At 47.8% G+C, this 20152-nt stretch carries 21 protein-coding genes; 4 read left to right on the plus strand and 17 right to left on the minus strand.

All coding sequences use genetic code 11. The features are described from left to right. Positions 1 to 6 precede the first annotated feature (6 nt). The 7 genes from nrfD to Q0274_RS08725 form a co-directional block, all read right to left on the minus strand. Positions 7 to 978, minus strand: a complete 972-nt coding sequence (gene nrfD, locus Q0274_RS08695; protein WP_298028990.1) for an NrfD/PsrC family molybdoenzyme membrane anchor subunit — start codon at positions 976 to 978, stop codon at positions 7 to 9. A 1-nt stretch (position 979) separates the two neighbouring features. Further along, positions 980 to 1687, minus strand: coding sequence for a 4Fe-4S dicluster domain-containing protein (locus Q0274_RS08700; protein WP_298028991.1), 708 nt, complete (start codon positions 1685 to 1687; stop codon positions 980 to 982). A gap of 28 nt (positions 1688 to 1715) precedes the next feature. Beyond that, on the minus strand, positions 1716 to 2489 hold the full coding sequence (locus Q0274_RS08705; protein ID WP_005870892.1) for an FKBP-type peptidyl-prolyl cis-trans isomerase N-terminal domain-containing protein: 774 nt from the start codon (positions 2487 to 2489) through the stop codon (positions 1716 to 1718). A gap of 51 nt (positions 2490 to 2540) precedes the next feature. After that, the gene (locus Q0274_RS08710; RefSeq protein ID WP_298028992.1) at positions 2541 to 4616 is read right to left on the minus strand and encodes a cytochrome C; all 2076 of its coding nucleotides are present in this window, start codon (positions 4614 to 4616) and stop codon (positions 2541 to 2543) included. Between the two features lie 104 nt (positions 4617 to 4720). Continuing rightward, the gene (locus Q0274_RS08715) at positions 4721 to 6139 is read right to left on the minus strand and encodes a DUF3365 domain-containing protein (protein WP_298029208.1); all 1419 of its coding nucleotides are present in this window, start codon (positions 6137 to 6139) and stop codon (positions 4721 to 4723) included. Beyond that, on the minus strand, positions 6129 to 6818 hold the full coding sequence (locus tag Q0274_RS08720; protein WP_298028994.1) for a response regulator transcription factor: 690 nt from the start codon (positions 6816 to 6818) through the stop codon (positions 6129 to 6131). Before Q0274_RS08720 ends, Q0274_RS08715 begins: the two co-directional genes overlap by 11 nt. A gap of 392 nt (positions 6819 to 7210) precedes the next feature. After that, a complete protein-coding gene (locus Q0274_RS08725) occupies positions 7211 to 7816 on the minus strand; it encodes a DUF6803 family protein (RefSeq protein WP_298028996.1) in 606 nt (201 codons plus the stop codon). Positions 7817 to 8127: 311 nt separating this feature from the next. On the opposite strand from Q0274_RS08725, the gene Q0274_RS08730 reads away from it, so the two are divergent. Next, entirely contained in the window at positions 8128 to 8346 is a 219-nt protein-coding gene (locus Q0274_RS08730; RefSeq protein ID WP_298028998.1) for a hypothetical protein, read from the plus strand. Positions 8347 to 9255: 909 nt separating this feature from the next. Here Q0274_RS08730 and Q0274_RS08735 read toward each other — a convergent pair. The 4 genes from Q0274_RS08735 to Q0274_RS08750 form a co-directional block, all read right to left on the minus strand. Next, positions 9256 to 9390: a hypothetical protein gene (locus Q0274_RS08735; RefSeq protein WP_298029000.1), complete on the minus strand. Its 135-nt coding sequence runs from the start codon at positions 9388 to 9390 to the stop codon at positions 9256 to 9258. Between the two features lie 147 nt (positions 9391 to 9537). Then, the gene (locus Q0274_RS08740) at positions 9538 to 9954 is read right to left on the minus strand and encodes a hypothetical protein (protein ID WP_298029002.1); all 417 of its coding nucleotides are present in this window, start codon (positions 9952 to 9954) and stop codon (positions 9538 to 9540) included. A gap of 267 nt (positions 9955 to 10221) precedes the next feature. Beyond that, on the minus strand, positions 10222 to 11622 hold the full coding sequence (locus Q0274_RS08745) for a multiheme c-type cytochrome (RefSeq protein ID WP_298029004.1): 1401 nt from the start codon (positions 11620 to 11622) through the stop codon (positions 10222 to 10224). Positions 11623 to 11632: 10 nt separating this feature from the next. After that, positions 11633 to 12190, minus strand: a complete 558-nt coding sequence (locus Q0274_RS08750; RefSeq protein WP_291940163.1) for a NapC/NirT family cytochrome c — start codon at positions 12188 to 12190, stop codon at positions 11633 to 11635. A 199-nt stretch (positions 12191 to 12389) separates the two neighbouring features. On the opposite strand from Q0274_RS08750, the gene Q0274_RS08755 reads away from it, so the two are divergent. From Q0274_RS08755 to Q0274_RS08765, 3 genes are all read left to right on the plus strand, one after another. Beyond that, complete coding sequence (locus tag Q0274_RS08755) at positions 12390 to 13235, plus strand: fumarate hydratase (protein WP_297895917.1); 846 nt, start codon at positions 12390 to 12392, stop codon at positions 13233 to 13235. Positions 13236 to 13245: 10 nt separating this feature from the next. Continuing rightward, positions 13246 to 13806, plus strand: coding sequence for a Fe-S-containing hydro-lyase (locus Q0274_RS08760; protein ID WP_040303892.1), 561 nt, complete (start codon positions 13246 to 13248; stop codon positions 13804 to 13806). A gap of 369 nt (positions 13807 to 14175) precedes the next feature. Then, a complete protein-coding gene (locus Q0274_RS08765) occupies positions 14176 to 15204 on the plus strand; it encodes a DUF3137 domain-containing protein (protein ID WP_298029006.1) in 1029 nt (342 codons plus the stop codon). A gap of 41 nt (positions 15205 to 15245) precedes the next feature. Here Q0274_RS08765 and Q0274_RS08770 read toward each other — a convergent pair whose 3' ends face one another. The 6 genes from Q0274_RS08770 to pyrE all read right to left on the minus strand — a co-directional run bounded on the left by Q0274_RS08770 (position 15246) and on the right by pyrE (position 20151). Continuing rightward, positions 15246 to 15434, minus strand: a complete 189-nt coding sequence (locus tag Q0274_RS08770) for a hypothetical protein (protein WP_298029008.1) — start codon at positions 15432 to 15434, stop codon at positions 15246 to 15248. Between the two features lie 219 nt (positions 15435 to 15653). Next, the gene (locus tag Q0274_RS08775) at positions 15654 to 17174 is read right to left on the minus strand and encodes a hypothetical protein (RefSeq protein WP_298029010.1); all 1521 of its coding nucleotides are present in this window, start codon (positions 17172 to 17174) and stop codon (positions 15654 to 15656) included. Positions 17175 to 17209: 35 nt separating this feature from the next. After that, positions 17210 to 17929, minus strand: a complete 720-nt coding sequence (locus tag Q0274_RS08780; RefSeq protein ID WP_297883201.1) for a TerC family protein — start codon at positions 17927 to 17929, stop codon at positions 17210 to 17212. A gap of 527 nt (positions 17930 to 18456) precedes the next feature. Continuing rightward, on the minus strand, positions 18457 to 19020 hold the full coding sequence (locus tag Q0274_RS08785; protein WP_298029012.1) for a ribonuclease HII: 564 nt from the start codon (positions 19018 to 19020) through the stop codon (positions 18457 to 18459). Continuing rightward, the gene (locus Q0274_RS08790; protein ID WP_298029013.1) at positions 19017 to 19442 is read right to left on the minus strand and encodes an RDD family protein; all 426 of its coding nucleotides are present in this window, start codon (positions 19440 to 19442) and stop codon (positions 19017 to 19019) included. Before Q0274_RS08790 ends, Q0274_RS08785 begins: the two co-directional genes overlap by 4 nt. A 97-nt stretch (positions 19443 to 19539) precedes the next feature. Next, positions 19540 to 20151, minus strand: a complete 612-nt coding sequence (pyrE, locus tag Q0274_RS08795; protein WP_298029014.1) for an orotate phosphoribosyltransferase — start codon at positions 20149 to 20151, stop codon at positions 19540 to 19542. Position 20152 lies beyond the last annotated feature (1 nt).

A 20152-nucleotide genomic window follows, 5' to 3' on the forward strand; every position in this document is an offset into this window, starting at 1 on the left:
GCAGTTTTACATTATTATATCGTAAGTTTGTCCCGCGTATAGTATAAACATTCTAAGAAGTAATACTCCGACCACGCTGGCAAGCGCGCTAACGTAGAACGCAAACGCGGTGTGAGCGATCTTTTTGCCTAGTGCGAAATTTAAAACGAGCGGTACGCAAAAGCCTACGCCCACGACGCCTAGCCAAAATAGCTGAGCGTAAACGCCTTCGCTAAAGGCGACGCTGGCGGCTTTTTGCACGTCGCTTCCGGTGACGAGCGAAACGAAAATCATACCGATTAGTAAAATTTCCATCGCCAAAACCGGCCACTCGATTGCGTGTAAAATTTTAAGATCGCCTCCGTGCGGGTCTGCTTTAAAGAAAAGCGCGGCTATTAGGCTTGAGCCCGCGATACCCGCCGATAAGCCCGACGCCACGAAAAGCGCAGGTAAAACGGCGGTATTAAGGATAGGGAATCTAACTAAAACCGAGATCAAAAAGCCCGTATAAGCGCAGATCGCGACCGCAAAAATAAGCGTAAGCGCAAGAAGCAGCGGGCGAAGCGCGTTTAAAATTTTCATCGCAAGCTCGAAAAGCCCTTTTAAAAAGCTAAGATTGTGCGTCAAAAACTCTCTAAGGCACTCTTCAAACGCGTAAAGGCAAGCTACGAAGGTAAGCGGGATATAGACGCAAAGCGCCGCTACGCCCACGGACATAACCGATGTGAAGTTATAATTAATCAAAATTTTCCAAAAAAGAAGCGGTCGCTCCAAATCGGCCACGAGGCAAACCATACCCAGAAGGATCGCTACGAAAGATAGCAGCGACGCGGCCTTAAACAGCGGCGTGCTTTCGGTTTGTTTTTTATAAAATTTGACGAGGATCGCGACTACTAACGCGCCACCGCTCATACCCGCTAGCAAAAGATAAACCGCGATCGGCCAGCCCCACTCAACGCCGTGCGAGAATGTCGCAGTAAAATTTATAGCTCCGTTCATATCACACCCCCAGTTTTACCGCAGGAATATAGCGCAGGCTCGGCTTCGTGCCGCACTCAGGATGCATGCGCAGGCTGTCTTTTACGCGAAGTAGCTTGCTGATGTGCGAGCCTTCGTCGTTTAGATCGCCAAATACGATCGCCTCGTATCTGCACGCCTCGATGCAGGCAGGCTCGTGACCGTCTTTTAAATTCGTATCCAAGCAGAAGTTGCAGCTCTCTGCGGCTTTGGTTTCGTGATTTATAAAGCGCACGTCGTAAGGACAGGCGACGATGCAGTATTTACAGGCGATGCAATCATCGGTGTTCATCGTCGTGATGCCGGTTTTTTTGTCCTTGTGACAGGCTTTCGTCGGGCAGACATTCACGCACGGCGCGTCCTCGCACTGCTGGCAAGAAACCCTGACGTAGCGCTTTTCTTTCAAATTTAGCGGATCGGTTTTATCCTGGATAAAAAGCCTCATCTGACCTTTCGGAACTAAATTTACCTTTTTACAGGCGATCTCGCAGTCGGTACAGCCCACGCATTTGTTCTGATCGAATATCATGCCGTAGTGCGGCTTTTTCGGCTCTTGCTTTTGAACGCTCGCATTTGCGTCTTGCGCGCTTTTATCCGCGCTGTTTTGCGCGAGTAAGCTTGAGGCGATTGCGCCAAGCCCCAAAGAGCCTAGTGCGGCGGATTTTATAAAATTTCTTCTTTGCTTTTGCATATTCTCCTCCGACTAAATTTAAGCAAAACTACTTTGTTTTATTAGCGTCGTGAAAGCTTTTAGCCTCGCTCTCGCTAAGCTTTTTCGCCGCATCGGCAAGCTCACCGGGCTTTAAAACCTTTAGTAATTCGGCTTCAAAAATTACCACAGAACCCGCAGGAATTCTATCTACGTCCACGTTGCCGTAGGCTAAATTACTAGGGATTGTAAATTTATATTTCGAGCCTGTATTCATCAAAAGCAGCCCCTCGCGCAATCCGTCGATTAAGCCTATCATAGAAAGATGCGCCGGAATTTTAGATGCGAAAGTATCGTCAAATACGCTACCATTCGTCAAATACGCCTTGTAGTTCATCACTACTACGCTCTCAGGCTTTGGCTTTTCGCCCATACCTAGCTTTAGAATTTCATATTGAAGACCGGATTTTGTGGTTTTAACGTCCGGATTTTTGGCATTTTTCGCCATAAATTCCTTGCCTGCTTTTAAATTTTTATCAAGCTCCGCTTTGGAATTTGTTTCTACGATCTTATTTAGCTTATCGGCTCTTTGATTCAAAAGCGCAATAATTTCCTCATCTTTTAGCTTCTGCTGCTTTTTAAGAGCGTCCAAAAAACCCTCTATCACCGCATCTAAATCGTACTTGACGCCTAATGCGGCTTGTGAATGCAGCTGGTTTGAAACATAGCTCCCGGTAGAAGCTCCGATGCTATAAGATTCTTTTTGTTCTTGCGTAGTTAAATTCGCGCCCAACGCGCAGCTTGCCAAAACGATAGGCAAGAAAATTTTCAGTCTTTTTTGCATACATTTGCCTTTTAAATTTCGGGGCCGCGAGCTTACGCGACCCCGAAAGAATTATAAATTATTATTTAGAATTCTTTGAGCCTCTTTGATATACTCTTTAGCGGCTTCTAGCCTTTGCTTAGTATATTTAAAGCCATGCATACCCCATGAGCCGTCTTTTTCGATAAGATCGACGGTGTCTTGAGCTTTTTCTATTAGCTCGTAAACGCGAGTTTTATCGCTGGAGTTAAGCTTTTTAGTCTCAAGGATAGAGTAAATTCCTTGAATACCGATCTTAACCTGCGAGAAGTCGCTCTTAATCGGAGTTTGCCAGCCCATAACCTCATCGTAAACCTGCTTTTGGTTCTTGAAGTGAAGCGTCTCTTTTAGCTCGGAAACGACAGGGCTATGGCAGCCTTTGGTATCTTGCATATCTTTATCCGCCCACGAGGTTCGTGCACACGACCACATAAGATCGACGAAATTTCGTCCCTCTTTATTTCTTTGGAAGTGCCAATCTTTCGGATCTCTCGGACCCTTAGCGGCATCGCCTGCGACTAGAGATTTTCTAGCAGGATCGATGTCGATCTTCCAGATGTGCGATCTTCTTTGAGTATCAAATCCCGCGTTGTCTTGGAACTGAATAGCGTAGAAGTTCTCGCAGCTCATCATAAACGGCATGTGGCAAGATGCGCAGGTGTTGTCTTTATGCGTATCGGCTCTTGCAGCGATGTAGGCTTGCTCTTGGTGGCAATCCTTGCACTCTTTTGTGATCTTAGGCTTTGTATAAAACGCGCTTAGATAGCCCTGCTCGGAGTTATAATTTACGCCCTTGACGGTTTTATCACCAACTACCGGTCCGGTGTTATCGTGCGGATCGTGGCAGGTTACGCAGCGCATACCCTTCTCGTAGTGAGCGGTGAAGTATGATTGAGAGCCTTCAGAGCCGCAGCCTGGACCCATGGATTTAAATTTAGAACTAAGAGATAGATCAGGGTTTCCGTTGTTTAGCGGATTAGCACGAGCTAAATCAGGGCTATAGTTAAATCTTTGGTGGCAGCGTTCGCAGTTTGAGGTTCTAAAATTTGTAGCACCATCCAAGTGACCGCCCGCTCCATGACACTCTTCACAGGTGATACCCTTGGAGATAGTGTGCTTTTGAAGCTCTTTTGCGTTACCCAAAGCGGCATAGAATTCTTTTTTAGTTTTAAAATCGAATTTGAATGGGTGGCAGACTTCGCAATACGAGCTGTTTGCTTGGAAAAACATCGATTTTTTGTATTTCGCAGCATACGACGCAAGACCTCTTACGTAACCGCCGTTATCGCCGTATTCCTCAAGTGTGCCCGGGAATTCCGGAGCGATCTTTTTGATCTTTTTGACCGTCTCGTCATCTAAATTTAACGCCCAAGTCCTTTGGAATTGGTTGCCGCCGGCTACGATTTGACCGGTACCATCTCTTAGCAAGCCGCCCTCTACGTGATAGGTTCCGCGTAGAAGCCATGCATCTACGTAGCCAAATTTTGTCCTTAGGTGTCCCACGGTCGCATAAATTACGTCAGGGGTAATACCTTTTGGAAGGATCGACGCAGTGTCGGGGCTAAATACAGGATCGGTTAGGTTGTTATTAACCTCCGGGTGCTCGCCCGGGAAGCGGATAGTAGTGGCGTGGCGCGATCTGCTCCATGTCTCATACTGCGCAGGGTGGCACTCGCCGCATTTTTCAGGACCTATGAATTTATTCGGAAATTGCAAAGAAGAGCCAGCAGGGATTCTATACATCATAGAGCTATAGCCCTTGCCGTCGTCTCTTTTACTCGCCTTTGAAAAGTCAAATCCATGCCCTTCCGCAAGCCACTCCAAACCTCGGTCATGTACATCCATCTTACCGACCGTTTTACCGCCGTATTTGGTAAAAATCGGGTGATTTTTAAATAGCCAGTCATACATCTCTCGCTCTTCTACGACGTAGTCCTGCAAGGATATGACGCCTCTGCTTTGCAACGTGCCCTTAGGATTTGCGATGACGTCGCGCGATTTTTGCGACATTTCCATCTCATGCCCCATGCCTTCATCAGCACAGGCTCCTGCGGCAAAAATGCTAATACAGGCTAGCGCGCCTAGTAGCATCTTATTCCATTTTTTCATGGCTCCTCCTTTGAAAATCGAAATTTTAAATTAGCAAAGTTCTACGCTCGAAATAATATCAACAAAAAAGGGCGAAAAAGGGAGAAATTTAATGAAGTCTAAATTTAACGAAAAGAGATCGTAAATATCGCGCCGTCGTCGGAATTCGCAGCGCTTATGCTCCCTCCGTTTTTTTCGATTATCATCTTGCTCATATATAGCCCGAGCCCACTGCCCTGCTGTTTTGTCGTAAAGTGCGGCTCAAAAATTTTACCGAGCCGCGCTTCGTCGATGCGGCTTGCGTTATTTTCGATCGTGATTACTCGCTCGCCCTGCTTTAAAAACGAGCGAATTTTAATCTCGCGCCGTTTAAGCGGCACGTCCAAAAACGCCTCCTTTGCGTTGTTTATGATGTTTATGAGCACCTGGATGAGCTCGTTTACGTTGCCGTAAAGTGTAAAATTTTCTTCTATCCGCACGCTTATGTCGATGACGTGCTTTTTAAGCGAGGCGTTTAAAATTTTACGCGCCTGCTCGATCGCCTCGCTGGCGCTAAATTCCCTCTTCGGCATATTCGGATTGAAGAAATTTTTAAAATCCTCGATCGTATCGCTCATAAATTTCACCTGCTCGCCCGCATCCCTGATGCCGCCCTCGAGCCTTTCTTTTGAGAGCTTGCCCCGCTCGTTGTAAAGCTCTAAATTTATGAGCGTGGAGCTGATCTGCGATAGAGGCTGGCGCCACTGATGCGAGATATTGCCGATCATCTCGCCCATGAGCGCGAGGCGGCTTTGATTTATCAGTAAAAGCTGAGTTTGCATCTTTAAAGTCGCGTTTTTTTTGTGAATTTTATAGATACAAAATATACAGATCAAAAATACCACAAGCAAACTTAGTCCGCTAACGACAAACTCTTTGGTGTGATAGAGCAGAATGCTTTTTATCGGAATTTTAAAACTTATCATCGCAATCGTATCGCCTAGGCCGCCTTTGAAATTTCCCACATCGCCGTAGAGCTCTTGCATCTTTTTAGGTGCTGCGTTGATGCTGTGGCACTCGGTGCACGAAGGCTGGGAGTTTGTTATCGGCAGACTCAAAAGATACGAGGCGCCACCTTTATCGTAGACGATTCTGGAGTATTCTTTATATTTGTTTTCTTTAAAGCCCTCTAAAATTTCATTCTCAAACTCGCTTCCAGCGTGTTCGGGATTGAGCGGATCGGTAGCGACGAGCTTGTAGTCGTAGTTGATGTGATTTTTGGCGAGCTGAATTTTATAAATTTCGCGCGTTATGTAGGTCGAGGACATCAGCCTCGGATCGAAAAAGTCCTCGCTTAGAAGCTTTTTTTCTTTAAGCTCGTTTATTAGCGGGCGCTGCACGGTCGAGACGTAATCGCGCACCGCATTCATCGTATCTAGGATATAAAACGCCTCGCGCCGCGTGTCCTTTAGCGCAAGCTCGCGGTAGAAGTTAAAAACCAAAGCCGTAATTACGATATATAGCAGCACGAAAAGCGCTACGATAAATTTAAATTTATACTTCAAAGAGATACCCCACCGCATATAAATTTTTGATCACGTCCTTGCCGATCTTGCGGCGTAGCTCTTTGACGATCGCCTTGATCGCCTCCTTGCTGGGCTGCTCGAACTCCCACATATAGCTAAATAGCTGCTCGTAGGTTACGGTTTGATTTTTGCGCGCTAAGAAGTACTCCAAAAGCTTGCTCTCGCTTTTGGAAAGATGACAGGCACTTTCTTTGACGTAGATGATTTTTTTGGCAAAATCATACTTCAGCTCATCGTTTATATTCAATATCGGCGCGTGATTTATCAGCTCCGCTGCGACGTCTTGCAGCGCCTTTATAAAGGCGTTTTTGTCGTACGGCTTAGGCAGATACCTGGTGATCTTAAGCTCCACTGCCCGCCACAGATACTCCTGCTCGGTGTGGCTCGAAAGTATTACGATCGGCACGCTGATGCCGGCAGCTCGGATCTTTTTAACGACCTCTAGCCCGTCCATATGCGGCACGCCGATATCAAAAACCAGTGCGTCGTACGAACCGCTCATCGCCTCATCAAGCGCCTCCAGTCCGTCCTTAACCCCCACTACTTCGCCGAAAAACAGCTGCAGCGATTCGGTTATATTTTTTAAAATCCCAGGCTCGTCCTCTAGGCAAAGAACCCTTTTATTGGATAAAACGTCCAATAATTCGTAATCTTGCATACTCTATCCGCCTCCAAGCTTAGCACTTTTTACTCTTAATCGTCTCTTAAAATATAACTAGACTTAGATTATATAAATTTAGCATTAAACTAACGTTAAAAAATATACCAAAGCGGTTTGCACGCAAATTTAAACTGAAAACTACCTATACGTGAGCTTTACGTCTTGTATAAGTCGAATAAAAATATCACAAGAACATAAAAAGGCGGTGATAAGCTTGATATTAAATTTTACCGCCTCGCAGGCGACAGATGAAAGGCGGTAAAATTCTATTTAGAGGGGCTTACATATGCATTTTGTAGACAAAAGGCAATCAAATCATAAAGATCTATCAACTCCGCAGCTCGGCGGAATAGAATTTTAAAATTTAGCCCAAGCCGGGCATACTAAAGTTAATGTGAATGCTCCATCTTTGAGTGATCCATACCGCCGTGATCCATGTTCTCCATCGAGCCATGATTCATACGCGAATGATCCATCCCCTCCATCGAACCCATATCGTGGCTCATCCCGCTCATCGAGCCATGATCTATCATAGAATGATCCATGCCGCCCATACCTGGATCGGTCATTCCAAAAATCATCGCGACGTGTCCTAACACCAAAAATACAATCAGTGCCAAGAAATGAAATTTAAGCCTAGCTCTAAATTCCGCTCCTTTTGCGATAACTCCTAGCTCCAAAAGTAGCAGCACCAGCGCAGGCAGCGCCGCTGCTGCGTATGCCGCCAAAGCTAAGGCGTCCGCAGCGCCACGTAAATGAATGACGGGCAAAATTTTAACCGCTACGTAAATGATTAATATCGTAAAATAAGCGCCGAGAATGATGCTAAGGCATTTATTGATTTTTAGTGCCAAAGAGCCCTCCTTCGCGCGGTACAAGCTAAAAAATTCGCTCGCTACTATAGCTTCTGCTAAGCCCATCGGCACCGCCATAAATAAAATCAAATTCCACGGCTGATTTGCCATCAAAAGTTCCATGTAATTCGTCATTGCCATGTTTTCTCCTTATTTTAGTTTAAAGGGCGCAATTATAGCGGCTTTCGGTAAAAAATTTTAAAACGATAGATAAGATTAAGTGTGCCTTTAATCTTATCTTTCCGCAAAATGATTTGAACTGCGTCTTAAAGCTCGCTCACAAATATTAAATTTATCTCGCCTCGCACGCCGTCCCTTCGTATCTAACGTGAAATTTAGAAAATTTATATTTGCAAAAGCAGATACATTAAATTTATCCGAAACGCTTTAAATTCCGTAAAATTTCAGTTTTGCAAAGATAAAATTACGAAATTTTTTAAAAAGGATTTAAAATGAAAAACGCCCTCTTGTTCGCCTGCGCAGCGCTGTTTGTATGCGCTTGCTCCAATTCTGAGCATCCAAAGCCAGGCGTTTCGCATTGCAGCGAGCCCAAAATGGACGAGGCGTCGCATCAAATGATTCAAATTTGCGGCGAAAGCGAGGATCCGCAAATCGAAAACATGCAGTGCAACAAAAACGGACTTTGCTTCGGCACCGCAAAAATCAGGTAGCCGAAGCGTCTCGCGAGCACCAGCACTAAATTTAACTATTTTAGAGCCGAAACCGAACGCTCGCAAGCGGTCTAGGCCACGCTTTAAAATATTTAGCCAGCAATTTAAATTTAGCCCCGCTTCACGCGCTGATGCATTTTATCTATCTTGTTTTTAGCTGCATCCGCCGATTGATCGAGCTGCTCTTGGCACAATAAAATTTTAAAATTTCATCGCCAAGCACGGCGCGTAATTAGGATTTAAAAGTAAGCGCGGCTCAAATTTCATAAGTTTAAAATTTTAAAGCGACATGCGATTTAAAATTTTATGCCTCTCAAATACTAGCGGTGCGAAATTTCGCGCAAGCTCAAAATCCGTGCCAGGCAATTTTGTGCCGCTGCAAAATTTCTAGATCGCAACTCCGCTCAGTAGAATTTTTAGTAGTGCAGATGGGGGCGCGAAATCTGCGCCGTGTAATCCTACGCGGATCGCACCCGCCCAAATTCCTATGCCGTACGCCGAGACTCATAATCTAATCTCGCTACAAGATCGCTTGCGAAATAGTGCAGTATCCTTAGTCGCATAGCGCAGCGCAGCCTTACTCGCTGCATAGCCGAGGTCCGTAGCTGCAGTGCTAAAAGCGTGAAATTCTTTGCCGTGCGGTAGGAGTTCTCAGAGCAAAAAAGGCGTAGCATCCTCTACCGACGGTGCTAGTTTATAGTCTAACTCACGCCTTAGAATTCCGCTTTATCTTTACGGCTTAAAATTTCGTACGGATCGCACCGAGCGAAATCTCGTCACTGCGCGACGTAATCTTAAAATTTCAGCGGCGAACTCGCCGCATATTAAATTCTGCTTCATTATTACGACTTAAATTCTATCACAAGCCCGCAGATTTAAAATTTTACTTCAAACGACGCCGTGAAATTTCTACCCTTGCCTAGGCACATATCTCTCGGTGCCTGCGCCGCTCGCACTTAACGGCAACACTATATCTTTGCCGATAGCAATCCTCGCACAGGGCGCCTGCCACAGCGCATAGAAAATAAAGCACGCCTCTTGCATAATCGCAGCCTCTAGGAAATTTTAAGCGACCGCAAAATTTTAAAATTTAAAAGCAGCCTGTGATTAAGCCAATTTTTATAAATTTGGATTTGCTTTGCAATGCGCAATCTGGCGAGTAAGGCACAACCCTAAGTTAAGCAGCTAACTTTACGCGAGCTGCTTGAACATTTCGATCTGTTCCTTTGTAAGCTCGATCAAATCATCGTTTGCGTATTTAAGCGATGTCTCCAGGCTTGCGATGAGCTCCTTACGGACGAAGCTCACGCTAAAAAGCGTCGCCCAAAATCGCGCTCCGCTGCCCGTGCTCGGATCTTCCAAGACCGCTCTAATCGCAGCTACCGCAGCAGCATCGTCCGCCGCACCTAGCACCTCGTCCACGAGCGGATATTCACCTGCGCCGTCGCCCTCGTTTAGCGAGCGCAAAAGCGGCTCAAGCGCCTCGTCGCAGGGATTATCACGCAAAAACTCCCGTACCGTGCGAAACTCTGCCACAAGCTGATCTGAAAGCTGCGCAGGCATCGGCTGATGAAGTCTCAAAAAGTCTAATGCCGTTTGCTTGTCCATACAATTCCTTTTAAATGATATGCGCGATTGTAGCTAATTTTGGATTGCAAAGAGATAAATTTACTCTAATTTATCAGCTACTTCCGTCATAAATTCTCAATAATCTTAAATAATTAGACAGTGGTTTTTAGGGACGATTTTTGATGGCTTTGCGGATTACAAAATAAAATTCTAAAATTTTGTGCAAATAAAAAAAGCCCCCGCGGACTGCGGGGGCTTATAAGCTTGATCTGTTTGGTCTGGCAGAATTTAGCAGACCAAGAGGGATTATTCCTCGATCTTGCCGGTTTTGATGCGGCGCTCGTAGATTTCGCGCATCTCTCTAATGTCGTTTTTGACCTCGAATACGCCGTGCCAATGCGAATAATCAGGTCCGCCCATTAGCGCGCCTTGGCGCATTCTGCGACCCTCGTGGTGCCATGAAACATAGTAGATTCGCTGGAACGCATCCGCCCAAGGATCGTCTTTTAGAAGTTTCTTTTCCTTAAGCTCTTTTAGCATCTTAGTCGCTTCGTCGTTGTAAACGTTATATAGAAGTACCTGCTTATCGCCCACCTCAAAGAAATTATTCGTGTGGGTGCTTGCGTGGCACTCTTTGCAGACTTGCTTCATCTCCGCACGCGCTGCCTCAGGACCGTTTAGGTTACCCGCCAAAGGATTACCAATGTTTAACTTGCCGGTATTTAAAAACTCGCTTACCGCGGTCTCATTACCGCCGGTGCGTAGATTGCTCTTAGGCTGCCACAAATTCCACTTCAAGCGTTGAGATACATTGTGAGTGGAGTTTAGATCGCCCACACCGCCGCTAATATGGCAGGTCGCGCATGTAGGGGCGCGGTAGTCAGGAACTGCCCAAGTACCAGGAGCGCTGTCAAATTTCCACTCATTGCCTTCAGCGTTAAATACGTGTCCGTGCATTGAGTTGTTGTAAATTTCGATATCCGGATGATCAGGTCCTAAGTGGCAAGATGCGCAAGCAGCAGGCTTACGAGCTTCAGCAATCGAAAATTTATGACTCGAGTGGCATGATTTGCATCCGCCTACGCTACCGTCCGGATAAACCGTACCGATGCCGTAAACGGGCCAGGTCTCTTTGGTAGGCTTGTTATGCTCATCCATTTTAATGACGCTACCGTGGCATTGAGAGCAGCCGGTAATATCAGGCGCGTGTTTAAGATCAGGGATATCACGTCCTTCGTAGTGATACATTAGATCAACTATTCCTTTGTTGGCTTGCATCTGCATAGCACCTCTTGCGTGACCGCTGTTTTCAAACTCTTTAACCTCGTTACTGTGGCATTTGGCACAGGTTTTAGGGCTAACTAGCACCGAAATATGATTGTCTGTGTCTTTCGGATGCGGCTCTTTAGCTGCCATAGGGCTATCTGCTGGCTGCGAGTGGCAGTCGGTACAGCTAACGCCTACGTGAGCGTGGCGGCTCATCTTCCAATCCGCAACTACGCCCGGAGTTTTTTCGGCATGGCACTCGACACAGCGTCTAGCTAGCGGCGTAAGCTGCCTATTTACCTTTAAATTCTTCGTAAGACTAACGTTTACGGAATTGCTTACGTTCGCGTCCGACGCGGACATATTCGCATGCTGCGCGGGCATTTCTGCGAATGCAAACGATGCGATACAGGCTATTAAAATAGCGACTTTTTTTAGCATTGCTTCTCCTTTATTTGGTTTTGTTATTTTCTCGGTTGTATTTATCCCAATATTTGGTGATCTCTATACCCATATTTTTGTGGCCGACGTTTTCGTGGCACTGCACGCAGGTTTTGCCGGTAGTGCCCGCGAAATAATCCCTATGCGCGAGCCAGGCTTTATTTACTTGATTATTCTGCTCTTTTAAATTTCGATGGCAACTTAGACAGCCGCTTTCATAAACGAAATGATTTCGCTCCTTGCGTTTTTCTTGCCAATCGATCTTATCGGCATCGGTAAAGACCGTCTTGTAGACATCATTTGCGGAGGTTAGAGCCTTGGTCCAAAGATACATAAAGGTATTTTCATGAGAGACATGACAGGCGACGCAGTCGGCTTTGAAGCCTTGCGGGTTATTGCCGCCGTGAACGTCGTTGTGAAAGGCGTTTGCCATCGGCTGCATCGTATGACAGGATACGCAGAATTTATCGGTACCTGTAAGGTGAACCATCTCCGCAATCCCAAGAGAAAGTATCATTCCTATAAGCACACAAGCGCCCACGAGCAGCACAAGAGTTTTCTTTTTCATAGGTTTCCTTGATTTTAAAATTTCTTCGCAAAATTTTTAGTATTTGATAATTCGAAAAGCGATATTTTATTATAAAAAGATTAAAAACCGCTTATTTTCTAGCCTTTTGTTAAAATTTATTAAATGAATATAAAATTTTAAACTAAGTTTTTAGTTTAACGGAATATAATCCATTAAAATTTCAATACAAGGAGAGATCATGAAAACGATCCAAGCAGCTGAGATTACAAAAGTAGTCAGCGAGCTTTGCAAAAAAGCCTGTTATCACGTAACACCAGATATGCGCGCGGCATTTGAGAAAGCGCGCGAGAACGAGACTTCGCCTATCGGCAAAGATATCTTAGGCAAGCTCTTGCAAAATGCCGATTTGGCGGCAAAAGAGGTCGCACCGATCTGCCAAGATACCGGTATGACGGTGGTTTTTGTCGAACTCGGTCAGGACGTACATATCGAGGGCGGATATCTGGAGGATGCTATCAACGCAGGCGTCGCGGACGGCTACGTAGGTGGCTATCTGCGCAAATCCGTGGTCGCAGAGCCGCTTTTTGAGCGCAAAAACACCACAAACAATACCCCCGCGGTCATCAATACCCGCATCATCCCCGGCGACAAGCTTAAGATCAAAGTGGCCCCAAAGGGTTTTGGTAGCGAAAACAAATCGGTGCTAAAAATGCTCGTTCCCGCAGACGGTATCGAGGGGGTAAAAAAGGTATTTTTAGAGGCGGTCAAATACGCTGGTCCTAATGCTTGCCCTCCTATGGTCGTAGGCGTCGGTATCGGCGGCACGATGGATAAGGCGGCGCTTTTAGCCAAGCAAGCCGCGGTTCGCTCGATCGACAGCAGAAATCCCGACGAGCGCTACGCCAAGCTAGAGGATGAACTACTGGAGATGGCGCGCGCTACGGGCGTCGGTCCGCAGGGTTTGGGCGGCATAAACACTGCCGTTAAGGTAAATGTAGAGTGGTATCCGACCCACATAGCGGGGCTTCCGGTCGCTGTTAATATCAACTGCCACGCGGCTCGCCATGCCGATGCTGAACTATAAGGAGGAAATCATGTCAGAAGTTAAAAGAATTACCGCACCTTTCGATAAAAGCGTAGTAAAAAGCCTAAAGGCGGGCGATAACGTCCTAATCAGCGGCACCATCATCGCAGCTCGCGATGCCGCGCACAAGGCTCTAACCGAAACCCTCGCTCGCGGCGAGAAGCTACCCGTAAACTTAGCCGGCGAGACTATATATTATCTGGGACCGACCCCTGCAAAACCGGGTCAGGCAATCGGTGCTGCAGGACCTACGACTAGCGGACGTATGGATAAATACACTCCGACGATGATAAACGAGGTAGGCATAAACGGCATGATCGGCAAGGGCTACCGCTCCGACGCCGTCGTCGAGGCGATGAAAAAATCAGGCTGCGTCTATATGGTCGCTATCGGCGGCGCAGGCGCGCTAATTAGCCAAAGTATCAAAAAATATGAAGTGCTAGCCTACCCCGAGCTCGGCCCCGAGGCGGTTGCGCGACTTACCGTCGAGGACTTCCCTGCTATCGTAGCGATTGACAGCGAGGGCAATAACTTTTACGAAGTAGGTCAAGCACCTTATAGAAAAATTTAAATTTTGCTAGCGGCGCTTTTTGCGGTGCGAGCGTTCGTAAATTTATCGGCGTCCGCGCGGGTGCCCTATAAATTTCGCAGCATAATCTGCGGCGTTTATTTCGCGAAATTTTACGGCTCGGCGCAGTGAAATTTTATAGCGAATTTAAAGCGCGCCCGTAAAATTTTATCTCTCTTACGGCACGGAATTTTAAAATTTCGTGCCGCTTAAATTTCTACCAAAATTCTGCCTTTGCTTTATTTAGACGATCCACCGCTAAAATTTAACCGTAAATTTACACAAGTCTAAATTTTAAAATTTCGCCGCCGTTCCTAAGCGAATTTAAAGCTCGCTAGCGCCATAATCGGATTTAAATTTTAGGAGGGGCGATTGAGCGCGAGCGAGCTGGAGCAGATCAGACTGGGGCTTTTGTATAAGGCGAAAAGAAATACAGTCTTCGCAGCGGCGTGCATGCTCGGCTACGGCGTGTTTTTGTTATACAAGCTACGCGACGGAGGAGGCATGGCGGATTTGTTGCCGTTTATCGGATTATTCGCAGTTGTTCTTATAGTAGCTGTTTTGTGCGATCAAGCCTCCATAAAAGCTACGATAATCCAAGCCGCGGGTCTTTTTATAATTTGCCTATTTCTAGTTGATTTACAAAATCGCCCCACGATTTCCAAATATATCTTACTCACAATTATAATTTTAATCTTGGCCGCTTCGAGCTTGTTTGTATTGTTTAGAGACTTTAAGCAAGACTACTCGGTAAAATTTCAGTGCGCTTTTAAAGAGCACTATCTAATGCCCTATTTTAAGGCATTCGGCTATCGATATGAAATTTCAGGCGATATCGATCCCGCCAAACTCAAGCTCTCCGGGCTCTTTTTTCGACTAGACAGATATCTAGGCGGCAACGACAGGGTCTCGGGCGTTTATGACGGCGTGAGGTTTGCATTTTGCGATGTGAAATTGTTTAATAAAATTTTGGAAAGTGAAATCCTCGGCACTTTTTTATACGCGGAATTTAACAAACGCATAAGCTCCAAAACCCTAATCTTTCCCGTTTGCGCCGGCGCGCCGAACACCCTCGGGCTAAAGAGGATCGATATGGACGATGCGGAGTTTAACGCCGCCTTTGCCGTGTATTCCGCAGATGCGGCGGGCGCGATGTATATTTTAACGCCCGCCTTTATGCGGAGGCTCTTGCGCTTCGCAGGCGCCGTGGCTGCGCCCGTTAGCCTTAGCTTTTTGGACAGCAAAATTTACATTTTCGTAAATACGGGGCGCGACAATTTCGAGCCCGACATCGGCGAAAGCGTGCTGCGCCGCGACCCTGCCGCGCTAATCAAGCGCGAGCTTTCGCACTTTTTAGCGATCGTAAAAAACCTAAAACTAAACGAAATAATTTGGAGCTAGCGGACGGCTCGCCGCAGCTTTGCGTGTCACAGCCTCGCGCACTATAACTTCACACGCCGTGCTGCGACTCCACATGCTACAGCTCTGCGCGCCTTGAAATTTGAAATTTTAAAATTCCGCTTTTTGATTTCGCGCTTTAGAATTTCACGCGTTTTGAAATTTAAAATTTTAATCCACGCCGAGGAATTCTGCACCGCAAAATTTAAAATTCTGAAATCAAAATTTCGCACCTTGAAATTCTACGCTTTAAAATTTAAAATTTTAAAATTCCGCAGCCGAAATCTTACGCACTTGAATTTTGAAATTTTGCCGCGCCTTTAAATTTACGATCCCAAAGCCTTAAAAATTTAAAATCCAAATCCGCTCGCTGCAGAATTCTGCGAAATTTCGAAATTTGAAATTGCTTGAAGTTGCAAAATTACGGGAGACTGCCGTTTGAAATTCGCCTTTCAAAGCATAAGGCTAAGCAGCAGCAAAAATCCGATGAAGCTTAGGGCGTTGCCGAAGGAGCCACCGATATGATCGCCAAGCCACGTCAGCACGAGCGCGCCGCCTAGACGCAGGCCGAGTTGCAGCGCCACGCTCGCGATAAAATCCGCTGCGTGCCGAAGCCCGCTGCGCGTATCGCCGAGCTCGGTGCCGCGGCTTTGGTTCCACAGCCCGCTTACGCGGTAGTCCTTGTAGCGGGCGCGGAGAATATCGCCGTTTTGCAGCTCAAAGCTCTGCGAAGCGTCCTTTGCCTTGGCGGATGCCGCGGCTTCGGCGGAGCTGGCGGAATTTATAGAATTTGCTGCGTTGGCAGAATTTACAGAGCTTGTAGAATTCGCTGATTTCGCAAAATTCTTAATACTCGTAGAATTTGCGGAATTTTCTGCGTCTAAATTCTTAAATTTCATGCAATTTTCGCCGTCCGCAAGCTCCGCTAAATTTTGATCTGCGCGTAGCGCACTAGAGACGATACGCCGCTTGCTGTCGCCCGATAAATACAGCCCGTCCAGCACGAAGCCATAATAATAAACGTCGCCGCTTTGCAGCACGCGCACGCCGCTAGCATAGCCGCTATCTTCGCCGCTTCGCTTGGGCTCTTTGGAGTGCGGAAGCGCTGCGAATTTGCGTCCGAACTTTGCGGCGCGCCAGTCTCTTCGCATAAACCTAAAGCTGCAATACGCAAAAGGCGCGAGGATGAGTAGGGCTAGCAGCCCCGCAGGAGCCCTTGCATCAAAGATAAAGATTATACAGTAGATGCTCATCGCGGCTAGCACTACGCCGAAGGCTGCGAATATCGCGGCGAGCACCGTGCTACCGGCGTTCTTCCAGCGCTGCGCGCCTAGGCTTAGATTAACGAAATCTAGCGGAAGGGCGGAAGCAGTGGAGTTTGCCGAAACGCCGCCACGGCTCTCGCGAGTAGAATTTAAAGAGGTGGAGCTGCTTAAATCTTTGCAATTCAAACTCGAAGTATAAAGTTCCGTATTAGCGTTCGCCTGCTCGTTAAAGCCTTCGCGGATCAGGCTCAAAGCGGCGGAATTTATACCGCTGCGATCTTTATCCGATAAATCAGATACCACAGAATTTTGGCGCGCACTTGCCGCCGTATCGCTATATGCGTCGCGGTTTGAATTTGCGGCGGTGGAATTTCCGCTACTTGAAACTTCGCAGTTAGGGCGCTCTGCGGAATTTTCACCGCTTAAATCGGCGCCGTTTAAAGCGCTGCGGCGGGAATTTAAGCCCCTCAAAGCCTCGCGGCTGGAATTTAAACTCGAAGCCTCATATATCACCGCCAGCTCGTCGCCCTCGCATATCGGCAGATAGAGTCCGTCGCGCCTTAAGTCCAAAATTCCCGCAAAGCGCAAGCCCTCCAGCGTAAAGCTAAATTTCGTCGTGTCTGCAGCCGCGGGCTCTAGCTTGAAATCCCTGACCGTGCCGCGAGCAAGTTTGATCTGCTGCGGTGAAAGAAATTTAGCAAAGCCCATGCGCGCCTTTGAGATCTCGCAAAATTCCGTTCCGCCTATTTCGCGGCGGATTTTTTGCGGATCTGGATATTGATGAGCTCAACAAGCAGCGAAAACGCCATCGAGAAGTAGATGTAGCCCTTAGGTATGTGAAAGCCCAGTCCGTCAGCGATCAGCGAGACGCCCACCAAAATCAAAAACGCAAGCGCTAAAATTTTGATCGTCGGGTTTGTGTCCACAAAGCGCGCGATCGCGCCGCTAGCGAGCATCATCACGCCCACGGCGATGATGACTGCGAGGATCATCACGGGCAGGTGCTGCGCCATGCCCACGGCGGTGATGACGCTGTCGAGCGAAAAGATGATGTCCAAAACGGCGATCTGCACGAGCGTGCCGCCGAAGCTTGCCTTGCCGCTGCTAGCGCTGCGCTCGTGTGCCTCGCCCGTGGCGCTGGAGTGGATTTCGAGCGTGGATTTGACGAGTAGAAACAATCCGCCGCCGATCAGCACGAGGTCGCGTCCGCTAAAATCGCGCGCAAGCACGCTAAATAGCGGCTTGGTTAGCCCCATGATCCAGCTAAGGCTAAGAAGCAGCAGTATGCGCGTGAACATCGCAAGCGCGAGCCCCATTATACGGGCACGCCCACGCTGCGCCTCGGGCAAGCGGCCGCATAAAATCGCGATAAAGATGATATTGTCGATGCCAAGCACGATCTCAAGTCCCGTGAGCGTCGCCAGGCTGATCCATGCCTCGGGTGAGGCGATCCATTCAAACATCGGTTTCCTTTGGGTGAAAATTTAAGCCGTGATGATAGCGAAAGTTTGGTTAAAATTTCTAAATTTTACCGCCTTTGCGCGCGAAACTGCACGTGGAATTTCTTGCTTGATTTCGCACGAAATTCCAAGTCTCGAATTTTAAAATTTTGAGTTTTGATACGGCGCAAATATGGGCTAAATTTAGCATAGATCGGAATTTTAATTTGTTTAGTGCAGCGCGGCGCGGGTTTGCTTTATCAAAATTCGTTTTGAAATCCGCGTTGCAGCTAAAGCCACACAGGCGGCATACCTCGATCGAGGTTGGCGGATAAAGGAGCGGCAAATTTTAAAATTTAAAGATAGGTGCCGCGACAAGTAAATTTTGATGACGGGCGCTGCAATGCGAGCAGGCTAAATTTTGGCGCTAAATATACACAGAGCGTGCGAGGTTGGAATTCAGCGCCGAGTGTATGCAAAGGGTGCGAAGTGAAATTTAAAGCGGGCGCGTCCTAAACAGCGCGAAATAAATCGCGGCGAAAGAAATTTTGTTAATCAAACAGCGAGGGTTGTAGCGATTTGATCTTGTAGCTTGTGCGGTGAAACGGCGTGAGCCCGTAGCGTTCGATCGCCGCGATGTGCGTGCGCGAGCCGTAGCCTTTGTTTTGCGCGAAGCCGTATTGCGGGTAGCGCTGCGCGAGCTCATACATCGTGCGGTCGCGCGTGACTTTGGCGAGGATGCTCGCCGCGCTTACTTCGGCGATTTGCGCGTCGGCCTTTACGAGCGTTTGAAGCCCGCGTACGCCGAAGGTTGCGTTGCCGTCGTAGATGATCTGTCCGCTAAAATCCCCAAAATACGCGAGAATCTGCTCAAGCGCCGATCTTAGACATGCGCTGAGTCCGATCTCATCGACCTGTGCGCTTGAAATTTCGACGATTTTGTAGCGCGAGTTTTTGGTGATTACGGCGTAGAGCTCCTCGCGCCGCTTTTCGCTTAGCTTTTTGCTATCGGCAAGGCCTGCGATCTCGCGTTGCAGCACACATCCCGCGACGCAAAGCGGTCCTGCAAGGCAGCCGCGCCCCGCCTCGTCGATGCCGCAAATTTGCCCGCTCACTGCGCGTCCTTTCGCACGACTGGCGCGGCCCCGCTTAGCAGGTCGTGTAAATTCAGCCTATCTTTGCGAAAAAAGCAGATCAAAAGCCCGATGACGCTAAAGCCTGCAAAAACGAAGCACGCAAAGCGAGCCAGCGCCCTAAAGAAGCTTACTTTGCGCCCGCTGCGAACATCGATGAGGTAAAGCCCCGCCAGCTTGTAGCCTGGCGTCTGGGCGCTGCGGGCGTAAAATGCCGCGCAAATCACGCCGTATGCGAGCCAGATAAGCGCGATCACGGCTTGGTTGCGCCACAGGGCTTCTTTCGAGCCCAAGACGAGATATGTAACGCCGTAAAATATGGGCATCGCGATGATGAAAAGATCGACGATGAAGGCCTTTACGCGCAGAAAGATCGGTGAAATTTTAGCTTTTTGTTTTGCCATTTTGCTCCGTTTTGGATTAAATTTTAAAATTCCGGCGCGCTAAAGCCGAGAGGATAAAATTTAATCTCGTTGCGGTTTCTTAGCAGCAAATCGACGCCTAGTTTCCGCGACTGCCGGGCTTGATCGCCTTGCTTCCGGTAGCACAAAGCGGGCAGGTTGCGGGCTCGTAAATTTCAAACTCGAAATTGCCTAGCGCAAAAAACGGCTTATCCGCGGGCAGCTTGGCGCCAGCCCTAGCGACGCTGCCCGCTAAATTTGCGACCTTGCAAAATCCGCGATTGGCAAGCGCAGCAAAGCCTACGACCTCGCCGCCGAGGTTTTCGATGAGCCTGGCGCTCTCAAGAGCTGAGCCGCCCGTCGTGACGATGTCTTCGCAGACGATAAATCTCTCGCCCTTATGCACTTCAAAGCCGCGGCGCAGGCTCATTATGCGATCTACGCGCTCGGTAAAGATGAAGCGCTTTTTCGCCGCGCGAGCTAGCTCGTAGCCCGCTAAAATTCCGCCCAGCGCGGGCGAGCAGACACTATCAAACTCCACGCCCGCTTTTTCGATTATTGTGGTAAGCTCGTCTGCGAGCTGTCCTGCTAGCTGCGGATCTTCAAGTACTTTGGCACTTTGCAGATAGAATTCCGAGTGGTTGCCGCTTGAAAGCAGAAAATGCCCTCGCAGATATGCGCCGTAGTCGCGATAGATTTTTTCTATATTCACA

It is taken from the genome of uncultured Campylobacter sp. (genome assembly GCF_937973075.1).
Taxonomy (GTDB): Bacteria; Campylobacterota; Campylobacteria; order Campylobacterales; family Campylobacteraceae; genus Campylobacter_B.

Bases quoted from the DNA above. Each gene is read 5' to 3' on its own strand.
- nrfD (WP_298028990.1), bottom strand. From the start codon at position 978: ATGAACGGAGCTATAAATTTTACTGCGACATTCTCGCACGGCGTTGAG.
- Q0274_RS08700 (WP_298028991.1), bottom strand. From the start codon at position 1,687: ATGCAAAAGCAAAGAAGAAATTTTATAAAATCCGCCGCACTAGGCTCT.
- Q0274_RS08705 (WP_005870892.1), bottom strand. From the start codon at position 2,489: ATGCAAAAAAGACTGAAAATTTTCTTGCCTATCGTTTTGGCAAGCTGC.
- Q0274_RS08710 (WP_298028992.1), bottom strand. From the start codon at position 4,616: ATGAAAAAATGGAATAAGATGCTACTAGGCGCGCTAGCCTGTATTAGC.
- Q0274_RS08720 (WP_298028994.1), bottom strand. From the start codon at position 6,818: ATGCAAGATTACGAATTATTGGACGTTTTATCCAATAAAAGGGTTCTT.
- Q0274_RS08725 (WP_298028996.1), bottom strand. From the start codon at position 7,816: ATGGCAATGACGAATTACATGGAACTTTTGATGGCAAATCAGCCGTGG.
- Q0274_RS08730 (WP_298028998.1), top strand. From the start codon at position 8,128: ATGAAAAACGCCCTCTTGTTCGCCTGCGCAGCGCTGTTTGTATGCGCT.
- Q0274_RS08735 (WP_298029000.1), bottom strand. From the start codon at position 9,390: ATGCAAGAGGCGTGCTTTATTTTCTATGCGCTGTGGCAGGCGCCCTGT.
- Q0274_RS08740 (WP_298029002.1), bottom strand. From the start codon at position 9,954: ATGGACAAGCAAACGGCATTAGACTTTTTGAGACTTCATCAGCCGATG.
- Q0274_RS08745 (WP_298029004.1), bottom strand. From the start codon at position 11,622: ATGCTAAAAAAAGTCGCTATTTTAATAGCCTGTATCGCATCGTTTGCA.
- Q0274_RS08750 (WP_291940163.1), bottom strand. From the start codon at position 12,190: ATGAAAAAGAAAACTCTTGTGCTGCTCGTGGGCGCTTGTGTGCTTATA.
- Q0274_RS08755 (WP_297895917.1), top strand. From the start codon at position 12,390: ATGAAAACGATCCAAGCAGCTGAGATTACAAAAGTAGTCAGCGAGCTT.
- Q0274_RS08760 (WP_040303892.1), top strand. From the start codon at position 13,246: ATGTCAGAAGTTAAAAGAATTACCGCACCTTTCGATAAAAGCGTAGTA.
- Q0274_RS08775 (WP_298029010.1), bottom strand. From the start codon at position 17,174: ATGGGCTTTGCTAAATTTCTTTCACCGCAGCAGATCAAACTTGCTCGC.
- Q0274_RS08780 (WP_297883201.1), bottom strand. From the start codon at position 17,929: ATGTTTGAATGGATCGCCTCACCCGAGGCATGGATCAGCCTGGCGACG.
- Q0274_RS08790 (WP_298029013.1), bottom strand. From the start codon at position 19,442: ATGGCAAAACAAAAAGCTAAAATTTCACCGATCTTTCTGCGCGTAAAG.